This window comes from Accumulibacter sp. (assembly GCF_029255145.1).
In the GTDB taxonomy this organism is placed as follows: domain Bacteria; phylum Pseudomonadota; class Gammaproteobacteria; order Burkholderiales; family Rhodocyclaceae; genus Accumulibacter.
This window is the reverse complement of sequence record NZ_JAPUVQ010000040.1, coordinates 1-18,498: the sequence shown is the minus strand read 5'-3', so window position 1 is coordinate 18,498 and position 18,498 is coordinate 1. Positions and strand designations below refer to the sequence as shown.

At 66.8% G+C, this 18,498-nt stretch carries 15 protein-coding genes; 6 read left to right on the top strand and 9 right to left on the bottom strand.

Annotation, left to right across the window (positions count from 1 at the left end; translation table 11 throughout):
* The first annotated feature begins 91 nt into the window (after positions 1-91).
* The 3 genes from Q1L50_RS04115 (at position 92) to Q1L50_RS04105 (ending at position 6,178) form a co-directional block, all read left to right on the top strand.
* Positions 92-475, top strand: a complete 384-nt coding sequence (locus tag Q1L50_RS04115; protein WP_300336117.1) for a hypothetical protein — start codon at positions 92-94, stop codon at positions 473-475.
* Between the two features lie 374 nt (positions 476-849).
* Positions 850-4,212 carry a VanZ family protein gene (locus tag Q1L50_RS04110; RefSeq protein ID WP_300336115.1) on the top strand — a complete coding sequence of 1,121 codons (3,363 nt, stop codon included), beginning with the start codon at positions 850-852 and terminating at the stop codon, positions 4,210-4,212.
* A 184-nt stretch (positions 4,213-4,396) separates the two neighbouring features.
* Positions 4,397-6,178 (top strand): asparagine synthase-related protein, encoded by a 1,782-nt coding sequence (locus Q1L50_RS04105; protein ID WP_300336114.1) that lies wholly within the window; start codon positions 4,397-4,399, stop codon positions 6,176-6,178.
* Positions 6,179-6,213: 35 nt separating this feature from the next.
* On the opposite strand, the gene Q1L50_RS04100 is transcribed toward Q1L50_RS04105, so the two are convergent.
* Entirely contained in the window at positions 6,214-7,065 is an 852-nt protein-coding gene (locus Q1L50_RS04100; RefSeq protein WP_300336112.1) for a ChbG/HpnK family deacetylase, read from the bottom strand.
* Here Q1L50_RS04100 and Q1L50_RS04095 point away from each other — a divergent pair.
* Entirely contained in the window at positions 7,064-7,453 is a 390-nt protein-coding gene (locus Q1L50_RS04095; RefSeq protein WP_300336111.1) for a GtrA family protein, read from the top strand. The genes Q1L50_RS04100 and Q1L50_RS04095 overlap by 2 nt on opposite strands.
* Here Q1L50_RS04095 and Q1L50_RS04090 read toward each other — a convergent pair.
* From Q1L50_RS04090 to cbiB, 6 genes are all read right to left on the bottom strand, one after another.
* Positions 7,419-9,038: a glycosyltransferase family 39 protein gene (locus Q1L50_RS04090; RefSeq protein ID WP_300336110.1), complete on the bottom strand. Its 1,620-nt coding sequence runs from the start codon at positions 9,036-9,038 to the stop codon at positions 7,419-7,421. The two genes, Q1L50_RS04095 and Q1L50_RS04090, sit on opposite strands and share 35 nt — an antisense overlap.
* A complete protein-coding gene (locus Q1L50_RS04085) occupies positions 9,035-10,036 on the bottom strand; it encodes a glycosyltransferase family 2 protein (protein ID WP_300336109.1) in 1,002 nt (333 codons plus the stop codon). The genes Q1L50_RS04090 and Q1L50_RS04085 overlap by 4 nt, the downstream gene beginning before the upstream one ends.
* A 298-nt stretch (positions 10,037-10,334) precedes the next feature.
* The gene (locus Q1L50_RS04080; RefSeq protein ID WP_300336147.1) at positions 10,335-11,171 is read right to left on the bottom strand and encodes an ABC transporter substrate-binding protein; all 837 of its coding nucleotides are present in this window, start codon (positions 11,169-11,171) and stop codon (positions 10,335-10,337) included.
* Between the two features lie 23 nt (positions 11,172-11,194).
* Positions 11,195-12,100 carry a cobalamin-binding protein gene (locus tag Q1L50_RS04075; protein ID WP_300336108.1) on the bottom strand — a complete coding sequence of 302 codons (906 nt, stop codon included), beginning with the start codon at positions 12,098-12,100 and terminating at the stop codon, positions 11,195-11,197.
* Position 12,101: 1 nt separating this feature from the next.
* Positions 12,102-13,103, bottom strand: coding sequence for a threonine-phosphate decarboxylase CobD (cobD, locus tag Q1L50_RS04070; protein ID WP_300336106.1), 1,002 nt, complete (start codon positions 13,101-13,103; stop codon positions 12,102-12,104).
* Positions 13,096-14,079 (bottom strand): adenosylcobinamide-phosphate synthase CbiB, encoded by a 984-nt coding sequence (cbiB, locus tag Q1L50_RS04065; protein ID WP_300336105.1) that lies wholly within the window; start codon positions 14,077-14,079, stop codon positions 13,096-13,098. Before cbiB ends, cobD begins: the two co-directional genes overlap by 8 nt.
* A gap of 35 nt (positions 14,080-14,114) precedes the next feature.
* Between cbiB and Q1L50_RS04060 the strand changes: the two genes are divergently transcribed.
* Positions 14,115-15,596, top strand: coding sequence for a cobyric acid synthase (locus tag Q1L50_RS04060; protein WP_300336103.1), 1,482 nt, complete (start codon positions 14,115-14,117; stop codon positions 15,594-15,596).
* A 29-nt stretch (positions 15,597-15,625) separates the two neighbouring features.
* Here the strand turns inward: Q1L50_RS04060 and Q1L50_RS04055 are convergent, their stop codons facing one another.
* The gene (locus tag Q1L50_RS04055; protein ID WP_300336102.1) at positions 15,626-16,090 is read right to left on the bottom strand and encodes a universal stress protein; all 465 of its coding nucleotides are present in this window, start codon (positions 16,088-16,090) and stop codon (positions 15,626-15,628) included.
* A gap of 89 nt (positions 16,091-16,179) precedes the next feature.
* Positions 16,180-16,725: a bifunctional adenosylcobinamide kinase/adenosylcobinamide-phosphate guanylyltransferase gene (gene cobU, locus Q1L50_RS04050; protein ID WP_300336100.1), complete on the bottom strand. Its 546-nt coding sequence runs from the start codon at positions 16,723-16,725 to the stop codon at positions 16,180-16,182.
* A gap of 79 nt (positions 16,726-16,804) precedes the next feature.
* Between cobU and cobT the strand changes: the two genes are divergently transcribed.
* Positions 16,805-17,839 carry a nicotinate-nucleotide--dimethylbenzimidazole phosphoribosyltransferase gene (cobT, locus tag Q1L50_RS04045; protein WP_300336098.1) on the top strand — a complete coding sequence of 345 codons (1,035 nt, stop codon included), beginning with the start codon at positions 16,805-16,807 and terminating at the stop codon, positions 17,837-17,839.
* Positions 17,840-18,498 lie beyond the last annotated feature (659 nt).

The window sequence follows — 18,498 nt, the reverse complement described above, 5'->3', positions numbered from 1 at the left end:
GGCGTTGCGCCAGGCGGCACCTTCGCTGGGCGGCAAAGTGGCACCGAACGGGTTAACCATACTTTTGGGAGAAGCAGTCATGAAGCGTGCAATGCTTACAAGCGTGATCTTGCTGGCCAGCATTTCCGGGGAGGCACTGGCTGCGTGCAGCGAACCGTACCTGGGCAATGGACCGCTGAACACCTTGCTTGCCGGTAACACCGTGTGCTCCCCCGCGTACTGCAGCGGCGCCGGGTGTCAGTGGCAAGAACAGCACCGGGGCGGCAGTCAGCTCTGGGATTTCAAGAACGGCGGCAGTTCGACCTCCAAGGTCGGTGAGTGGGCGATCAGAGGCAACGAAATCACCTACCTCTACGGCCCCGGTGGTGGTCCTTACCCGTACCGGGTCAAGGACAACGGAAACGGCACCTATTCCTTCTGCGGCAGCAATGGCGAGTTCACATTCACGCGAAAGCTGGGGCAGACGGGCTGTTAGCACCCCTATGGCGAGAAGCCGGGGGCTGATACGTGGCCTTTGGCAAGAGATTTCCAGCTGCCTTTGCACCGCTCACAAGCGCTGAGCAGCGCTCCTGCGACCGCCGGCCTTGTGTGCAGCAGCCGGCATGCCCGATACGCCTGGCGTTCACAAGGGCCGCTGCCAGTCAATAGGCGCTGCGCGCGTTCCTCTGCGCGAGACGCTTCCGGGCCGCAATCCGACGACCGCCACCCGCCCCCATTCGTACCTCGTTGCCCTGACCACAAGCGCGCGCCGAGGCTCCGCAGGGTCTCGAACGCGAGCTTGCCGGGAGCGCGGGGAGCAGCGGAGGATGGGGCTGGATGAGGCATCCGTTCTCTTACAATAGGGTTCCCATGCCCCACGCCAGAGCCATCAGTCACCCAGCCGACGCTCGCGACCCCGGGGTGGAGCGCCACCTTTTCGGCTGGCTCGCCTACGTCGCCTTCGTCGTCTATGGCAGCCTGGTGCCCCTGGACTTCCAGCCGCTGCCTCTCGATCAGGCCTGGGCCACCTTCAAGCAGATCCCGATGCTGCAACTGGGCATCGAGCGACGCGCCGACTGGGTGTCCAACGGCGTACTCTACGTCCCGGTTGGCTTCCTGACCGTCGCCCTGTTCGCGGAAAGGAGGACGCTGCTGACCCGGCTGCCGATAGTGGTCGGTGCGACGCTCTTCTGTTTTGCGCTGGCCGTGGCGGTGGAGTTTGCGCAGTTGTACTTTCCGCCGCGCACGGTGTCACTCAACGACGTCGTCGCCGAGTGCATCGGCAGCGTTCTCGGCATCGTCCTGGCCGTCTATTGGTCGGAATGGTTCCGCGAGATGCTCGCCACGCTGGCAGGAAAACTGGGGCAGCTGGGGACTCGTGTTCTGCAGGCCTACGCCATCGGCTACGTCGCCTTCAGCTTCTTCCCGTTCGATTTTCTGCTGTCGACGGCGGAACTCGCTGCCAAGGTCGATTCCGATGCCTGGGGATGGTTTCTGTCGGCGCAGAGCACCGACCGGAGCGCGGTCGTCGTGGCCGCCAAGCTGTTCGCCGAAGCGCTGGCAGTGGTCCCCCTGGGCATTATCCTTGCCCGCTGGAACGTGGCCAGACGGCTGCCGGCGACGCGCCACGCGGTGCTGTACGGGGCGCTCCTCGGCCTGCTGATCGAAGTCGGCCAGTTCGTCGTCTTCTCGGCGGTCAGCCAGGGCGCATCGCTGCTGACCCGCGCCATCGGGATGTACGGAGGCGCCCGCCTGTGGGCCGGCCGGAAGCAGCTCGCAGAGCTGCACGCCCACGCCCACAACAAGGTCCTGACGATCTCGCTGGGGTCGCTTTACCTGCTCGCCCTGGCGGCGGTGAATGGCTGGTTCGACCATCGGTGGCACGGCATGGCGTTCGCCGCCCGGACCCTGGCCGAAACGCGCCTGCTGCCGTTCTACTACCATTACTACACCAGCGAGCAGGTGGCCCTGCTGAGCCTGGCCTCGGTGGCGCTGATGTATTTCCCCTTGGGCGTGCTGGCTTGGCTGCGCCGCTGGTCGCCGGCGCTGGCCTTCTGGAGCGCGGCACTGACCGCGAGCGCGGTGGAAACGAGCAAGCTGTTCATCGCCGATCTGCATCCGGATCCGTCCAATGTCCTGATTGGCGCCACCACCGCCTGGGCGGTTAGCAAACTTCTGCGACGCCTGCACGAGGCGTCGCTGCTGCCTGTCGAAGCAGCGCCTGCGGGGATCGCCGAAACCGGGCCAAAGAGCAGCGCGCCCAGTCCGGCGATCAACTCCGGCCGTCGCCCGCTGGCGGTCTGGCCGGCGCTGGCGGCGACCCTGGCGCTGACCGGCTGGATCGTGGTCGACTTCCCGTTTCATCCGCTGCTCCTCGGGCTGCTGCTGCCGGCCTACGCGGCGCTGCTCTGGATGCAACCGCAGCTGCTCTGGGCGGCCATCCCGGCGGCCATTCCGCTGTTCGATCTGGCGCCGTGGAGCGGGCGCTTCTACCTGGATGAATTCGACTTCCTGATCATCGTCAGTCTGATCATCGCTTTCGCCAGAGTCGAACCCGCCCCCGGCGGCTCAAGACGCGGCCTGATCGGTCCGGCCGTGGGGAGTCTGGTCGGGGCGACCCTGGCCCTCGGCACGCTGCGCGGGATGTGGCCGCTGGCGGTGCCGGACGCCAACAGCTTCAACAACTACGCCAGCCCGTACAACGCGCTGCGCATCGCCAGGGGTGCGCTGTGGGCCCTGCTGCTGGTCGTCCTGATGCACCGCTTCAGCGCCCGTGGCCAGGACATTCGCGGCTGGTTTGCCCGGGGCATGGTGATCGGGCTCGCTGGAACGGTTGCGGTGGTGGTCTGGGAACGAGCGGCCTTTCCCGGCTTGTTGAACTTCGCCGACGTCTACCGGGTCACCGGTCCCTTCTCGCAAATGCACACCGGCGGCGCCGATATCGAAACCTATCTGACCGCTGCCTTGCCTTTCGCGGTGGTGCTCACCGTGCAGGCGCGCTCGCTGGCCGGGCGCCTGGCCGGGGGATTGCTGCTGCTGGGCGCCAGTTACGCCATCGCGGTGACTTTTTCGCGAGCCGGTTATGCCGGCTTTGCCGTGGCCCTGGTCATCGCCTGCCTGACGGCCGCACTCGCGCGGCTGGGAGAGAACGATGGCCGATTCGGTGGCCGATTCTCCACCCGATTCGGCAGACGTTCCGAATCGGCGGCACCCGGGGCAACTGCTGCCGAGGCGGCGCACACGGAGGGCACCGCGGCCTATCCGTGGGCAGCGCCGCTGCTGTTGCTGGTCCTGGCCATAGCCGTCGCGCTGCCGATCTACCGTGGTTCTTTCGCGCAGGACCGCATCGCGAGAATCGCCCCGGACCTGGCCATGCGCCAGGCGCATTGGGCCGACGCTCTGGCGATGCGTGACTCCGGCCTGCTCACCGAGCTGTTCGGCATGGGGATCGGCCGCTTCCCGGACACCCACTACTGGCGAAGCAACGAAGCAAAGGCCGGCCGGTACCGCCTGGAAGCCGAGAACGGCAACACCTTCCTGCGACTCGGTTCGGGACAGGCCCTGTACGTCGAGCAGTTCGTCGCCGTGGAGCCCGGCCGTCAATACGTACTGCAGATGGATATCCGCAGCGCGCAGGCTGAAGGCGGCGTTGCCGCCTCCCTGTGCGAGAAACTGCTGCTGACTTCAGGACGCTGCGTGGCAGCGACCGCGGCGATCGATCACGGGAGTGCTGCCTGGCAACGGCAGCAACTGCAACTGGACAGCGGCGACGTCGGCAGCGGCTCGTGGCTGACGCGACGACCGGTGAAACTGTCGCTTTACAACACCGGCGCCACCAGCGTCGATATCGATAATGTGCAGCTCCTGGCGGCTGATGGCGAACAGCTCAGCGGCAACGGCGACTTCACGCGCGGACTGGACCGATGGTTCTTCGCCGTCGACCAGGATATGCCATGGCACATCTGGAGCATGCCGGTCGCGATCGTTTTCGATCTGGGCTGGCTCGGCCTCGCGGCATTTGCGGCCCTGCTCGGTCTGGGGTTGACGCGAACGACGCGGCAAGCCTTCAAGGGTGACCCCCTGGCCGGTGCGACGCTGGGGTCGCTGCTCGGCGTCCTGGTGATCGCGACGGTGGACACCATCATCGATGCGCCGAGATTCCTGTTGCTGTTATTGCTGCTGACCTGCGTCGGCTGTGGCCCGCGACGTCCGCGACCGCTAGCGAGCGCATGAACGCTGTCGGCAAGCACGGTCGTTCGAACTGATCGCCCGCCGGCACCGGCCCTGGCGCGGCTGTTGTCGCCACTGCTGCCTACCATCAGGCGCTTCGTTATGAGACTATACGCCCCTCGCGGCCGACCCCGCCTGGCATCCCAACCGACCCAGCCCGGGACCACCACCGATTCGAAACATCGCCATGAAAGACAAGCTTTCCGGCCAGGTCGATCTGACCCGCTTGCTGGACCCTGCGTCCGCGCCGGGTCTGATCGCTGATTCTGGCCTGCGCAGCGCGCTCGTTGCGCGTGACGCGACTGCCGCCTGCGCGATCCTTGGCTCGCCCAGTTTCCACGACCCGGACGAGCAAAGAGCCTTGCGCGCGTCCGGGCCGGCCGCCGCCCTGCTCACGTCCTGGCAAAGGAACGGCGTCGAGCTCTGTGCCCGAATCGGCGGCTCGTATGCGCTGGCGATCGTCGACGCGCGACGCGAGTGCGTCTTCCTGGCCGTCGACCGCTTCGCGATCGAGACCTTGTGCTATCGCGCCGATGACTCCGCGCTGAGCTTCTCCGATCGTGCCGACTGCGTTCCGGGACGCGGCGACCAACTGGACCCGCAAGCGATCTTCGACTACCTGTACTTTCACATGATCCCGGCGCCACGCACCGTCTTCGACGGTGTCCGCCGCTTGCCAGCGGCGCATGCCCTGCTGGTGGACCGGCAAGGCGCTCGCGAAATCCGCCACTGGCCGCTGCGCTTCGACGAGCAGCACCGGCTGCCCTTCGAGGCCAGCCGCGATCGCTTCCGCAAGCTGATCCTCGATGGCGTCGCGGCGCAGGTCGACGGCCACCAACGCGTCGGAGCCTTCCTGTCCGGGGGTACCGACAGCTCGACCGTGGCCGGCATGCTCGGCCAGGTCACCGGCCAGCCGACACCCGCCTACTCGATCGGCTTCGCCGCCGAGGGTTATGACGAAATGGAGTACGCGCGCATTGCCGCCAAGCACTTCGGCTGCCAGCACCACGAGTACTACGTGACGCCGGCTGACCTGCTGGACAGCATCCCGGCCGTCGCCCAGCATCACGACCAGCCCTTCGGCAACTCGTCGGCGCTGCCAGCGTACTACTGTGCCAGGATCGCGCAGGCCGACGGCTGCACCAAGATGCTCGCCGGCGACGGCGGTGACGAGCTGTTCGGAGGCAATTCCCGCTACGCGACGCAGCGGCTGTTCGAGTATTACCACGCCGTGCCAGCAGGCCTGCGGCGACTGATCGAGCCGCTGTGCACGGACGACAGCGTGCTGCGCCGGATCCCCGGCCTGCGGCAGGCGACCGGCTATGTCCGTCATTCGCGGGTGCCGATGCCGGATCGGCTGCAGAGTTTCAACCTGCTCATGCAACTCGATCCGGCAAAGGTGCTCAACGCCGATTTCCTGGCCCGGATCGACCTCGTCGAGCCGTCGAAGCACATGCAGGCGACCTGGGGCGAGTGCCGGGCGCCAAGTCTGATCAACCGCATGCTGGCTTACGACTGGCGCTACACGCTGGCCGACAGCGACCTTCCGAAAGTACGCGGCGCGACCCAGATGGCCGGCATCGCGGTCGGCTATCCCTTGCTCAGCGACGGCTTGACCGACTTCTCGATGACCCTGCCGGCGAACTGGAAGCTCCGGCGCTTCAAGCTGCGCTGGTTTTTCAAGGAAGCGCTGCGCGGCTACCTGCCCGACCAGATCATCACCAAGTCGAAAAAGGGCTTCGGCCTGCCTTTCGGCGTCTGGGCCACGCGCCACCCGGCGCTCCAGGAATTCGCCGACGACTCGCTGAAAAGCCTCGCCACCCGAGGGATCGTTCGCGCCGATTTCATCCAGCGCCTGCTTGCCGAGCACCTGCCCGAACACCCCGGCTACTATGGCGAGATGGTGTGGATCCTGACGATGCTCGAACATTGGCTGCGCGGCCAAGGATCGCCCGAAGTCTCCGGGTAGACAGCCGCTGCCGGCGGCGCCAGGCGGCCCGCAGCCTACAAGCGCCCGATGACCACCCCATGCCGCGCCAGCAAGGCCGGCAGCCGCTCGCCCGAGAGCAGCGCATATTCCGCCACCCGTTGCCCGGCCAGGGGATCGGCTGGGTCGGCAAATTTCGCCGGATGGCACATCAGCAAGTCGCTGCCGGCAGCGCTGGCGAGCCAGCTGTCGAGCAGTGCCGAATACGCCTCCTGACCGCCAGCGAAGCCGTAGACGCCGAGCAGGCGAGCGTTCATCGCCAGACCATGGCGGCCCGCCAGCGCTTTCAGAGACTCACCTCCGAGATGGCCGATCACGCTCGCCTTCAGGCGGTCCGGCAGCGACACCCCGGGGCAGTCCCGCGGCAAGGTCGACCGGAGCCAGGGCAGGCTCCCGGTATAGCGCCGGCGCAGCACTTCGACCAGACAGTCGCGAATGACCGGAAACTGATGCACGTGCTGGTGCCCATCAACGTAGTCCGGCGCCGCGCCCAGCGCGTCCTCGAAGGCGTCGAGTTGCCGTTCGATTTCCAGCGTAATGATCCCGGGAGCGATCGTCCGCGACCAGCAGTGCCAGATCAAGCGGCGCAGAGGCTGATAGAATGCGCCCGATTCGGCCCCCGGACGCAACTCGGTAAGATCCAGGTGAAGCCCCCTGTCGATCGGCAGACCGGCAAGTTCTGGCACGTCCGACCTGAAGTGCCGGCCACGACTCATGCAGCTGACTGCCGACAGCCGTTGCGTCCGGGCCAGGGCAAGAATGCCGGCATCGATCCCGGGCGCCATGCCAAAATCGTCCGCGCAGAGCACGATCGTCTTCAATGCTGGCGAGACAACGCCGAGACCATGGATCTTAGTACCTGCAGTCATGAAAACACTCTTGCGACAACTCGGCTGGTTCGTTGCTGTCGGCTGCGCCGCGGCGGCAACGCATTGGCTGAGCGCCGTGATCGGGATTGCGGCCTTCGACCTGATGCCCTACCTGGCCAACTTCATCGGCTGGTCGATCGCCCTGCTCGTTTCGTTCTCCGGACACTACTTGCTGACCTTTCGTTACCAGTCAAAATCGCTGGGACCGGCGATCAGACGCTTTTTCGCCGTATCACTGGGCGGATTCGCGATCAATGAACTGGTCTTCATCTATCTTCTCCACAGCACCGCCATTCCGTATTACTGGCTGCTGGCGATCATTCTGGCAGCGGTCGCGGCTCTGACTTTCGTCCTCAGCCGCTACTGGGCTTTTCAGCACAAAGGCTGAGTTGCCGACGCTGCCCGGCGTCGAGTTTCCAGACAGTCCGCTTGCCGTCCGCGAAAGCGATCGCCTGCTCTGGAAGGAAGGGATAGGCTGAAGCCTGCGCCGTCTTGCCGAAGACCCATAGCGTGCCGCCGCTGTCGGCGCATGCTCTCGATGCGAAATCGCCGGCGAGCAGAAGGCGGTCGCGCACCAGCGGCGGATCGAAACGGCCAGCGTCGTACAACTCCTTGCGCCAGTTGTCCCGGACCTGAATGTCCGGATCGCTCCAGTCGCTGACCACCCACGGATTCGTCGCGGCGCGCAGATAGAACGGCAGGTCGTATTGATACTCGTCGACCATGACAATCTGGTCGCCGGTGGCAAACAGGGGCGCAACCTTTTTCGCCAGCGCCTTCGACGAACTGCGGTCGAACAGCGCGACCAGCACGATGAACACCACGCAGGCACTGCTGGCGACGACCACACCGACCCCAGGCCAGGCGCTGGAGGTGCTGGCGGCGCTGGGGGTGCCGGAGACGCTGGCGGTGCCGCTGGACCGTTTGTCCAGCCAGCCTAGCAGCGCATCGGCCAGCAGACAGGCCAGCGGCGGCAATGCCGGGAAGATGTAGCCGACCAGTTTCGAACTCGGCAAGGAAAAGAAGATCACGATTCCGAGCAGCCAGACGATCATCAGGCTGCGCACTTCGAGCCGCTCGCGGTCCGCAAGAAACGTCAGCGAAAAGACGCGGACGATCCACGGCGACCAGGGCAGCGTGCCGACCAGCAGCACCGGGACGTAGAACCAGAAAGCCTGCCCGTTGTTGAAGCCGGTCTCGGCAAAGCGGCGAAAATGATGGTAGACCAAGAAATAATCCCAGAACCCGCCGTAGGACGCTTGCATCCACACGAACCACGGGAGCGCCAGGAAAAGGAACAGCACGATCATCGGGATCGGCAAGAGAGCCGGGATCAAGCGGTAGCGCCTGCGCACCAGCAGCCAGGCCAGGAGGATGGCGCCGGGCAGGACGAAACCGATCAGTCCCTTGGCGAGAACGCCCAGCGCAGCAAAAAAGTAGGCCGAAGCCAGCGCGATCCGGTACGGCAGGCCACGCTCCAGGCTCAGAATGGCACTTGCGCCACAAACGATGGTCGCCGAAATCATCGCCGCAACGAGCATGTCCAGATTGGCGTACTGGGCACCGGCAAAGAACATCGGCTGGCTGACCAGCACGACCACCGCCAGATTGGCCAGCCGCTTGTCGGCATACCGTCGCAAGAAAGCATACAACGCGACGGTGGCTAGCAGTGCGGCCAGCGTCGAGGCCAGCCTGGCAGCCCAGTCGTTGGCGCCAAAAACCTGCAGGCCGGCCGCGGTCAGCCAGTAGAACAGCGGTGGCTTGTGAAAGAAAGGCATGCCGTCGAGCGTCGGCACCAGCCAGTTGCCACTGCTGAGCATTTCCCAGGCGACGCCGACGTAGCGCCCTTCGTCGGGCAGCATCAGCGGCCTGAACCCGGCAAAGAGCGTCAGCCACAGGGCGCAGAGAATGAGCAGCGTTGCCGCCCGGGTCTCCAGGACGCCCTCGCCGATCGCCACCAGGAAACGCCTCATTCGTCCGGGTCGACCGCGGAGACCTCGCGCAAGCCCTTGCCGAGATCCTGACGCAGGACGTAAAGCGGCCTTTGCTTGACCTCGTTGAAGATTCGGCTGACGTAGGCGCCGATGACCCCGAGCCCGAGCAGATTCACCCCGGACAGGAAGAGCATGGCGGTGACGATGGTCGTCCAGCCAGACACCTGATTGCCGATGATCATGTACTCGAGAACCAGATAACTCCCATAGGCAAAGGCCAGCAAGGCAACAACCAGGCCCAGAATGCTCAGCGCTCGCAGCGGCCAGGTCGAGAAAGCCGTAATCCCGTCCACCGCCAGGCGCAGCAGGCGAAAGAAATCGAAGCGCGTACTGCCATGCAGGCGCTCTGGCGGCAGGTACTCGATCGCCTCGGTCGTGAAACCGACCCAGGCGTAAAGCCCCTTCATGAAGCGGGTGCGTTCGGGCAACTGGAGCAGGGCCGAGACCACCTGCCGATCCATCAGCCGGAAGTCGCCAACGTCTGGCGAAATCTTGACGCCGTCGGCGGAACCCAGGATCAGGTACAGCAGTGACGCGCCGTAGCGCTTGAGTGATGACTCGTCGTCGCGGTTCTCTCGCACCGCGCAGACCACATCGGCACCGGCTCGCCAGCGCTCGATCATCGCCGGGATCAGCGCCGGCGGATGCTGCAGGTCGGCGTCAAGACTTACCACCACCTCGCCTTCGGCTGCTTCCAGACCGGCGCTGAGCGCCGCCTCCTTGCCAAAGTTGCGCGACAGCTGCAGATAGCGAAATCCTGGACGAGCTGTCCACGAGGCCATCAGTTCGGCAGTCGCATCGGTGCTGCCGTCATCGACGACAATCACTTCCCACGCCGAGCTATGCGCCTCGAGAATGGCCGCCAGGCTCGGCAGCAGGACGCGCAGGTTATCGCATTCGTTGAGTCCTGGGACGATGCAGGAGGCGCTGGGCAAACCGCCTGAGCGCCGGTCGCCGACTGCTGGCTTTCGAGTCACCGGCCAGATCCTTGCTGGCGCGGTGAGCTGAATCCAGGCCAGCCGAAAGCCGCATCAACCGGCGTGCACGATACGGCCAGGCCGCTGGGCGGCGCCAAGACAAGCGGCGAGATCGAGTCCAGAGAAGGCAAAGTCATGATCAGAAGAAGAAGTGCGCAAACGATGATTGTCGCATGAGGAGCAAGCGGCGCCCGATCCGGATGTCGGATGAAAGGTGGCCGGCAGAATCGAGGAGCTGCCGAGCATCGCCCATCGCAGGCCCATCGGTGGATGATGGCGCCCCAATATTACCGCAAGCTTAAGCCCCGGTGACCCTCGCCATCCCCTTCCCGCAGGCGCTACCCGCCGCCGCCCAGGTCTCGAACACCCGCCGCAGCGCCGGCAGGCCTTCGCGGATCGCTACCGGCCCGGGACTCAGGATCAGCGTTGACTTGATCTCGTGCAGTTGCCCGCCGCTGACCGCTGGAAGCGCGTGCCAGCCGGGTCTGGCCGCCACCCTTTCGGGAAGAAAGCGCTTGCCGCACCAGGAGCCGATGATGATCTCTGGGGCACGGCGGACGACTTCGAGCGGGTCGGGCAGGATCCGATCGCTGGCAGCTTGCTTGCCGGCGTTGTCGGCGAACACATCGTCGCCCCCGGCGATGCCGATCAGTTCCGAAACCCAGCCAATTCCCGAGATTGGCGGTTCGTCCCATTCCTCGAAGTAGACCCGCGGCCGGCGTGGCAGGGTGGCGGCGGCAAGCCGCGTCCGCGCGATCATGGCCGCCAGCTCGTCGGCCAGCGCCAGGGCCCGCTCTGCCGCACCGACCAGCCGACCGACCGTTTCAATCATCGCCAGGATGCCCTCGACACTGCGCTGATTGAAGGCATGGACCGCCACGCCGGCCTTGATCAGCTGGCCGGCGATGTCGGCCTGCAGGTCCGAGAAGCACAACACCAGGTCGGGCTCGACGGCCAGAATGCGGCCCAGGTCGCCGCTGCTGAAGGCAAAGACCTTGTTCTTTTCCTTCCGTGCTTGCGGCGGATAGACCGTGTAGCCGCTGATCCCGACGATTCGCGCTTGCTCGCCGATCGCGTACAGGACTTCGACGGTTTCGGTGCTCAGGCAGACAATGCGCCGCGGCAAGCGCGGCATGCGTGGCTGCGGCGGCGGCTGATTCATTTCGCCGACCGCCGACTGCGCGCTGTTTCGAGTTGCCGGCACACACTCTCGGCGCCGTCGAGCAGGCGCGGCGTGTGGCGCTGGATCAGGTCCGGCGGCACGAAGAACAGGTTGCCGCGTGCGACCGCCGTGATCGACGTCCAGCGCCGCCAGTCGTCCAGCCACTCGGGACGCGACTCGCCCATGCCGCTGGCGACAATCGCTTCCGGGTTGGCGGCGATGACCGCTTCGACGGTCACCGTCGGGGCCATCGTTTCCAGCTTGCCGAAAACGTTGTCGCCGCCGCACAGGCGAATGACGTCGGAAATGATCTGCTTGCCGCCGACGGTCATCAGCGGCTGCTTCCAGATCTGGTAAAAGGTGCGAACCGGCGGCCGCTTGCCGTAGCTGTGCTGCAAGCCGGCCAGGCGCTCGCGAAAGCTCGCCGCCGCACGGTTGGCTACCGCCGCGCTGCCGGCCAGCGCCCCCAGTCGTTCGATCTCGGTGGCGACATCTTCGATCCGGTCGGGCTGCGAGATGTAAATCGGCAGCCCCAGCGCGCGCAGGCGGTCGAGGTGCGCTGCCGCGTTGCCGCTCTGCCAGGCGATGATCAGGTCTGGCCGCAAGGCGGCCACGCGCTCGAGGTCGATTTGCGAGTAGCCGCCCACGCGCGCGATCTTCGCCGCCGCCGCCGGGTAGTTGCTGTACTCGACGGTACCGACGACGTGCTCACCGGCACCGGCGGCGAACAGCGTCTCGGTCAGGTGCGGCGCCAGGCTGACGATGCGTTGCGCCGGCTGCGCGAGCCGCAGCGTCGTCCCGGCGTCGTCCACTACCGAGACTTCGGCCCGCAGCACGCCGCCGGCAGTCAGCAGCCAGGCGGCGCACAGCAGTTGCGACCACAGCCGGCCTGGCGCGGCCATTTCAGGGCGTCCAGGTGGCGAGTGCGCCGGCGAGGCGCTGCCATTCGGCCTCGCTGCCCGGCAAACCACAGCGCAGCAGTCCCAGCGCGGGGAAATGCCGAAGCAGGATCGCCTGCCCGGCCAGGTGGGCGAACAGTGACGAGGCGTTCGGCGTGGCGATGGTGGCGAACAGGGCCGTGCCGCTGATCTCGCCGAAAGGCGCCAGCAGCGCCGCCAGCCGGGCCGAGGCGCCGCGCAGTTGCCGACGCGTCCGCCCGTGCCAGGCGCGATCTGCCAGCGCCTCTTGCGCGACGGCGCGCGCCGGACCGGACAATGGCCAGGGACCGATCGCTGCGCGCAGCCGCGCGAGCTTGTCGGCGGCGGCAAAGACGAAACCGACGCGGGCACCAGCCAGCCCGAAGAACTTGCCCAGCGAGCGCAGGGCGATAAGGTTCGGCGCTTCCGGGCGGCCGGCCAGCGCGCTGACGCAGTTGTCCGGGTCGGCGTCGCCGAAGGCTTCGTCGACCACCAGCCAGCCGCCGCGCCGCTGCAACTGCCCGGCCGCATCGAGCACGGCGGTGCGCGGCAGCGTGGTGCCGGTGGGATTCCCGGGGTTGCAGAGAACGATCACCGGCGTCGCTACCGACACCGCGCGGGTCAGCGACGCATTTTCCAGCCGGCGCAAGCGATGGCCGGCTCGTTCCCAGGACTGGGGATGCTCTTCGTAGATCGGCGTGATGCACGTCACGACTACCGGCGGGAACAACGCCGGCAGCAACTGGATCGCCGCCTGCGAGCCGGGCAGCGCGAGGAGTTGCTCGCTGCCGTAGTAGGCGGCAGCCGCCGCTTCCAGGCCATCGTCTTCCTCCGGCAGGCACCGCCAGCACGCCGGGTCGATCGCCGGAACAGGATAGCCACTGGGATTGATGCCGGTCGACAGATCAAGCCAGTCGCTCAATGGCCGCTCACCGCCGGCTGTGTACTGGCGGCAGGCGGCGCGCAGCCGGCCGCCGTGCTCAAGCACGCGCCAGGCCCCAGCAGAGTATCGTCGCCAGCCACAGCAGCAGACAGCGATCGAGCAGCGCCAGCGCCTTGCCGATGTCGGCGCCGCACGCCGGCGGTCCTTCGCCGAGCAGCGGCCGCTCCTCGCGGCGACCATCGTAGACCGCCGGACCGCCGAGGGCGACACCCAGGCTGCCAGCGCCGGCGGCCATCACCGGACCGGCGTTCGGGCTCTTCCAGTTCGCCGCCTGCCCTCGCCAGCAACGCAGCGCGCTGCGCGGCTGGCCGCAAAGTGCGTACGAAACAGCCGTCAGGCGAGCGGGAACGAAGTTCAGCAGGTCGTCGAGGCGTGCCGCAGCCCAGCCGAAGTCGGCAAAACGGTCGTTGCGGTAACCCCACATGGCATCCAGCGTATTGGCCAGCCGGAACAGCAGCGCGCCCGGCCCGCCGAGCAGCACAAACCAGAACAAGGCGCTGAAGACGGCGTCGTTGCCGTTCTCCAGAGTCGATTCGACGCAGGCGCCGGCGACCCCCGCTGCACCGAGATGTTCGGTCTGTCGTGAGACCATCCAGCCCACGTGCCGCCGCGCCAGGACCAGATCGCCGCGCGCCAGGTCGCTGGCAACGCGACGCGCGTGCTGATCCAGGCTGCGCCCGCCCAGAGCCAGGTAGAGCAGGACGACATCGACGCCCCAGCCCGGCAGGCCCGCCGGCGTCAGCCAGACCGCAAGGGCCGGCAAGGGCAGCACCAGCAGCGACCACGCCAGCAGTCCGCGCACGCTGCGCGAGTTGTGCGCGCGGTGCCGATCGCCGCCGTCGCTGGCGTTCAGTGTCCGCTCGACGGCGCCGGCCAGGGCCCCGAAACCGAGCAGCGGATGCCAGCGCCGCGGTTCGCCGAGCAGGCGATCGAGCCCGGCGCCGGCGATCGCCGCCAACGGCATGGAAAGCGCCAGTAGCGCCTGGCCGGCGGGCCATTCCGGGAAAGAGACGGTGAGCATGCGAGAATCGCGGCAACGAAACCACGGATTCTACGATGAACGAGCGCCCTACCCCCAGCCTGATGGTTCAGGGCTGTACCTCCGACGCCGGCAAGAGCACGCTGGTCGCCGCGCTGTGCCGCATCCTGCACCGCCGCGGCGTCCGCGTCGCGCCCTTCAAACCACAGAACATGGCGCTCAATTCGGCGGTCACCATCGATGGCGGCGAGATCGGCCGGGCGCAGGCGCTGCAGGCGCTCGCCGCCGGCGTGCCGGCGCATTCGGATTTCAACCCGGTGCTGCTGAAACCGGCGACAGACCAGCGCGCGCAAGTGATCATCCACGGGCGGGCGCTGCTCGACCTCGACGCACGTGACTACCACGCCTACAAGCCAAGGGCGATGAACGCGGTCCTCGAATCATGGCGTCGCCTGAGCGCCAGGTACGAGTGCCTGCTGGTCGAAGGCGCCGGCAGCCCGGCCGAAATCAACCTGCGCGATCGCGACATCGCCAACATGGGTTTTGCCGAGGCGGTCGATTGCCCGGTGATCCTGATCGCCGACATCGATCGCGGCGGCGTCTTCGCGCATCTCTGCGGCACCCTCGATCTGCTCTCGCCGTCCGAGCAGGCGCGCGTCAAGGGCTTCGTGATCAACCGCTTCCGCGGCGACATCGGCCTGCTCGAAAGCGGCCTGCGCTGGCTGGAGGAACGCACCGGCAAGCCGGTGCTCGGCGTGCTGCCCTACCTGCACGGTCTCTACCTCGACGCCGAGGACGCGCTGCCACGCGACGCCGTGCGCAAGGAGGCGACGGCGCTGCGGGTGATCGCTCCGGTCTACCCGCGGATCGCCAATCACAACGACCTCGACCCGCTGCGCTTCCACCCGGAAGTCGATTTTCGCTTCGTCGGTCCGAACCAGGCACCGCCAGCGTGCGACCTGATCGTGCTGCCCGGCTCCAAGGCGGTACAGGCCGACTTGGCCTGGCTGCGGGCGCAGGGATGGGAAGAAGCGATCACCCGCCACTTGCGCTACGGCGGCAAAGTGATTGGCATCTGCGGTGGCCTGCAGATGCTCGGCCGCCAGTTGCACGATCCGCTGGCGCTCGAAGGCCCTGCTGCGAGCACCCCGGGGCTCGGCTGGCTGGACTACGAAACGACCCTCGCCGCCGAGAAAACCCTGCAGAACGTCAGCGGTGAGCTGCGGCTACCCGGGTCGGCTGCGGTCGCCGGTTACCGAATCCACTTGGGTGTGACGCGCGGCGGGGCCCTGTCCAGGCCGGCGGCGCTGCTTTCCGGCGAGCCGGATGGCGCGCTGTCCGGTGACGGGCAGATTCTCGCGACCTACTGCCACGGCCTGTTCGACTCGCCAGCAGCACTGACCGCGCTCCTGTCCTGGGCCGGCCACCGGCCGACGCACGACTTCGATCCACGGCAGCGTCGCGAAGACGACCTCGACCGCCTCGCCGACGCCGTCGAACAACACCTGGACCTGCGCCGGCTGGCGGCGTGGCTGCCCGTCGCCCGGGCGGCCGCCTAGACTCGCCGAACCGCTGCAGCTTCGGAGACTTACGCATCCGGCTCTTCGCTACGGACCAGCAGCAGTGATCGGCGCCCCTTGCGCACCAGACGCTCGGCGACGCTGCCGACGAAGTAACGCTCGATGCCGCGGCGGCCGTGCGTGCCGACCACCAGCAGGTCGGCGTGCCATTCGGCCGCGGCGTCGATGAGCATGTCCGAGACGTGTTTCTGCTCCGATTCGACGACCTTGATCTCGACTTCGACCCCGGCCGCACGCACTGTTTCTGCTGCCTTGCCGAGGAATCCCTCGGCGCCCAGACGCAGGCGCGCTTCGGTCTTGCCGACGCTGTTCGGCAGCATCATCGCCACCTCGCGCTGCGCGAGAATCGTCTCGTCGATCGCGTGGCAAATGGCGATCCGCGCACCGGTGCTCTTGGCCAGTTCGATAGCCGTTTCCAGCACCCTGCCGGTCATGAAGCTCTGGTCCAGGGCAACCATGATTCGCTTGTACATTCGTTTCTGCTCCTTGATTTTGGAAGTTGTCAGACAACCGGGAGAATAGCACTCTTGCGCTGCGCGGGAACAGCGCCGATCAGCGCCAGCTAGCGCAGTTCGAGCGGCAAACCGGCGACCACCAGGGTCACCCGTTCGCACACTGCGGCCAGCCGCTGGTTGAGCCGGCCCTGCTCGTCGGCAAAAAGCCGCGACAAGGCGGCCATCGGCACGATGCCGCAGCCGACCTCGTTGGACACCAGGATCACCCGCCCTGGAAGCTGCGGCAGGGTGTCGATCAGCGTCTGCGTCGCGTCGCCCGGATAGCGGCAGGATATCGCTTCACCGGCCTCGGCCTGGCGCGCGGCGTCGCCGGCAAACAGCAGATTCGACAACCAGAGCGTCAGGCAATCGACCAGCAGGCAGACCGCCGGCGCCGCGTTCCGACGCAGCGCGCCGGCCAGGTCGAGCGGCTCCTCGACCAGCCGCCAATCGGTGCAGCGCCGCGCCTGATGGTGCGCGATGCGCTGCGACATTTCGCCGTCAAGAGCCTGCGCGGTGGCCACATAGACGACCTGCAGGCCGCTCTCGGCAGCCCGGCGTTCGGCCAGCAGACTCTTGCCCGAGCGGGCACCGCCGATGATCAATTCTCGCATGCCGCGAAGACTAGCACGGCCGCCTGCCGGGCAGCGGGCCGGGGGTATAATCAAGACCTTTGCCGGGGATCGCCAGCACATGCAGTTTTCCATCCCGCCCACCGCCGCCGTCCCAGCGCTGCAGGAGCGAATCGACGGCAAGACCAAGCCACCCGGTTCGCTGGGCCAGCTCGAACGCCTGGCCATGCAGATCGGCCAGGTGCAGCAGTCCTTGGCGCCGGCTCTCGATCGCCCGCATCTGCTGGTCTTCGCCGGCGATCACGGTGCCGCCCGCGCCGGCGTTTCGGCGTTTCCGCAGGAAGTCACCTGGCAGATGGTCGAGAACTTCCTCGCCGGCGGAGCCGCGATCAACGTCTTCGCCCGCCACAACGGCCTGCGGCTACAGGTCATCGACGCCGGCGTGGCGCACGATTTCGGCGTCCGCCAGGGTCTGGTCGACGCCAAGATCGCCCACGGCACGCGCAACTACCTCGAACAGGCAGCAATGAGTTCGCACCAACGCGACACCGCCCTGGCTCGCGGCGCAGCGATCGCCCGCCAACTGGCCGACGACGGCTGCCGGGTGCTCGGCTTCGGCGAAATGGGAATCGGCAATACCGCCGCCGCAACGCTGCTGACGCACCACCTGACCGGCACGCCGCTGGCCGACTGCGTCGGTCGTGGCACCGGCCTGGACGACGCCGGCCTGGCGCGCAAGCAGGCGCTGCTGGCGCAGGCAGCACGGCGCGCGGCGCTGCCCGCCGACGCGGACCCGCTGACCGTCCTTGCCGAGTTCGGCGGCTTCGAGATCGCGATGATCGCTGGCGCGATGCTCGCCGCCGCCGAACGCCGCATGCTGCTGCTGGTCGACGGCTTCATCGTCACCGCCGCGCTGCTGGTCGCTGCCGGCCTGGCGCCGAACATTCGCGATTACTGCGTCTTCTGTCACCGCTCGGCCGAAGCGGGGCATCTGGCCCAACTGCGCGCCCTGCACGCCGAACCGCTGCTCGACCTCGGGCTGCGCCTCGGCGAAGGGACCGGTGCGGCGCTGGCCTGGCCGCTGGTCCGCGCCGCCGCTGCTTTCCTCAACGAAATGGCCAGCTTCGAATCGGCCGGCGTCAGCGGGCAGGGCTGAGCGGCGCGTTGGCGGTGGAGTGCCGATCGACGAGATTGCCGATTGGAATATCCACGGCAGAACTTGTGCCCGCTATCGGGACTTCGCGCCGTACCCTACAGCGTCTACGCGGCGACGATGGCCGGGCCATGTTCGCTGCCGCTGAGAAGGGAAACCGGGGCGGGAGCGGTCTGCGGCAGATTTCGTCCCGCTCGCCACCTTCAGGCAGGAAGGATGGCGGCGGTCCGTGCTGCGCCGCTTTTGGAGTCACAAGTCTGACACGTCCCTGCTCTTGCCTGAAGTTCAGTCTGCTTGTCTCACCGCGGAATAGGTCGGGAGGAAGAGTTTGGAATAATGCGGGTCGTAACACCTGGCCGAGCAACAGCTCGGCGGCAATGAAGGTTTCTTCTTCATCATCGCCTCAAGGCCGCAAGCAGGAGAACTCTTCCCGCACCTTCAACAACGGATCCGCGGACGCGCAGGAAATTCTCGCAAGGCGCTGCGGAGGACCGAGTGCCTGATCGCTACGCGAGCCTGGCCAGCAACTCCCTGGCGACCCAATGCTCTCAACGTAACGCGCCATTGACATAAATTGATCGGCGGACCCAGAAACCGGTTGCGCGTCAGGCGAGCACAAGGCAAAGTATGTATCCCCTTGATACGGATGTAAAATTTTATAT

Excerpts from the sequence above, each read along its gene's own strand:
- Q1L50_RS04115 (WP_300336117.1), top strand. The coding sequence starts at position 92 with ATGCTTACAAGCGTGATCTTGCTGGCCAGCATTTCCGGGGAGGCACTG.
- Q1L50_RS04110 (WP_300336115.1), top strand. The coding sequence starts at position 850 with ATGCCCCACGCCAGAGCCATCAGTCACCCAGCCGACGCTCGCGACCCC.
- Q1L50_RS04105 (WP_300336114.1), top strand. The coding sequence starts at position 4,397 with ATGAAAGACAAGCTTTCCGGCCAGGTCGATCTGACCCGCTTGCTGGAC.
- Q1L50_RS04095 (WP_300336111.1), top strand. The coding sequence starts at position 7,064 with ATGAAAACACTCTTGCGACAACTCGGCTGGTTCGTTGCTGTCGGCTGC.
- Q1L50_RS04100 (WP_300336112.1), bottom strand. The coding sequence starts at position 7,065 with ATGACTGCAGGTACTAAGATCCATGGTCTCGGCGTTGTCTCGCCAGCA.
- Q1L50_RS04090 (WP_300336110.1), bottom strand. The coding sequence starts at position 9,038 with ATGAGGCGTTTCCTGGTGGCGATCGGCGAGGGCGTCCTGGAGACCCGG.
- Q1L50_RS04080 (WP_300336147.1), bottom strand. The coding sequence starts at position 11,171 with ATGCCGCGCTTGCCGCGGCGCATTGTCTGCCTGAGCACCGAAACCGTC.
- Q1L50_RS04075 (WP_300336108.1), bottom strand. The coding sequence starts at position 12,100 with ATGGCCGCGCCAGGCCGGCTGTGGTCGCAACTGCTGTGCGCCGCCTGG.
- cbiB (WP_300336105.1), bottom strand. The coding sequence starts at position 14,079 with ATGCTCACCGTCTCTTTCCCGGAATGGCCCGCCGGCCAGGCGCTACTG.
- Q1L50_RS04060 (WP_300336103.1), top strand. The coding sequence starts at position 14,115 with ATGAACGAGCGCCCTACCCCCAGCCTGATGGTTCAGGGCTGTACCTCC.
- Q1L50_RS04055 (WP_300336102.1), bottom strand. The coding sequence starts at position 16,090 with ATGTACAAGCGAATCATGGTTGCCCTGGACCAGAGCTTCATGACCGGC.
- cobU (WP_300336100.1), bottom strand. The coding sequence starts at position 16,725 with ATGCGAGAATTGATCATCGGCGGTGCCCGCTCGGGCAAGAGTCTGCTG.
- cobT (WP_300336098.1), top strand. The coding sequence starts at position 16,805 with ATGCAGTTTTCCATCCCGCCCACCGCCGCCGTCCCAGCGCTGCAGGAG.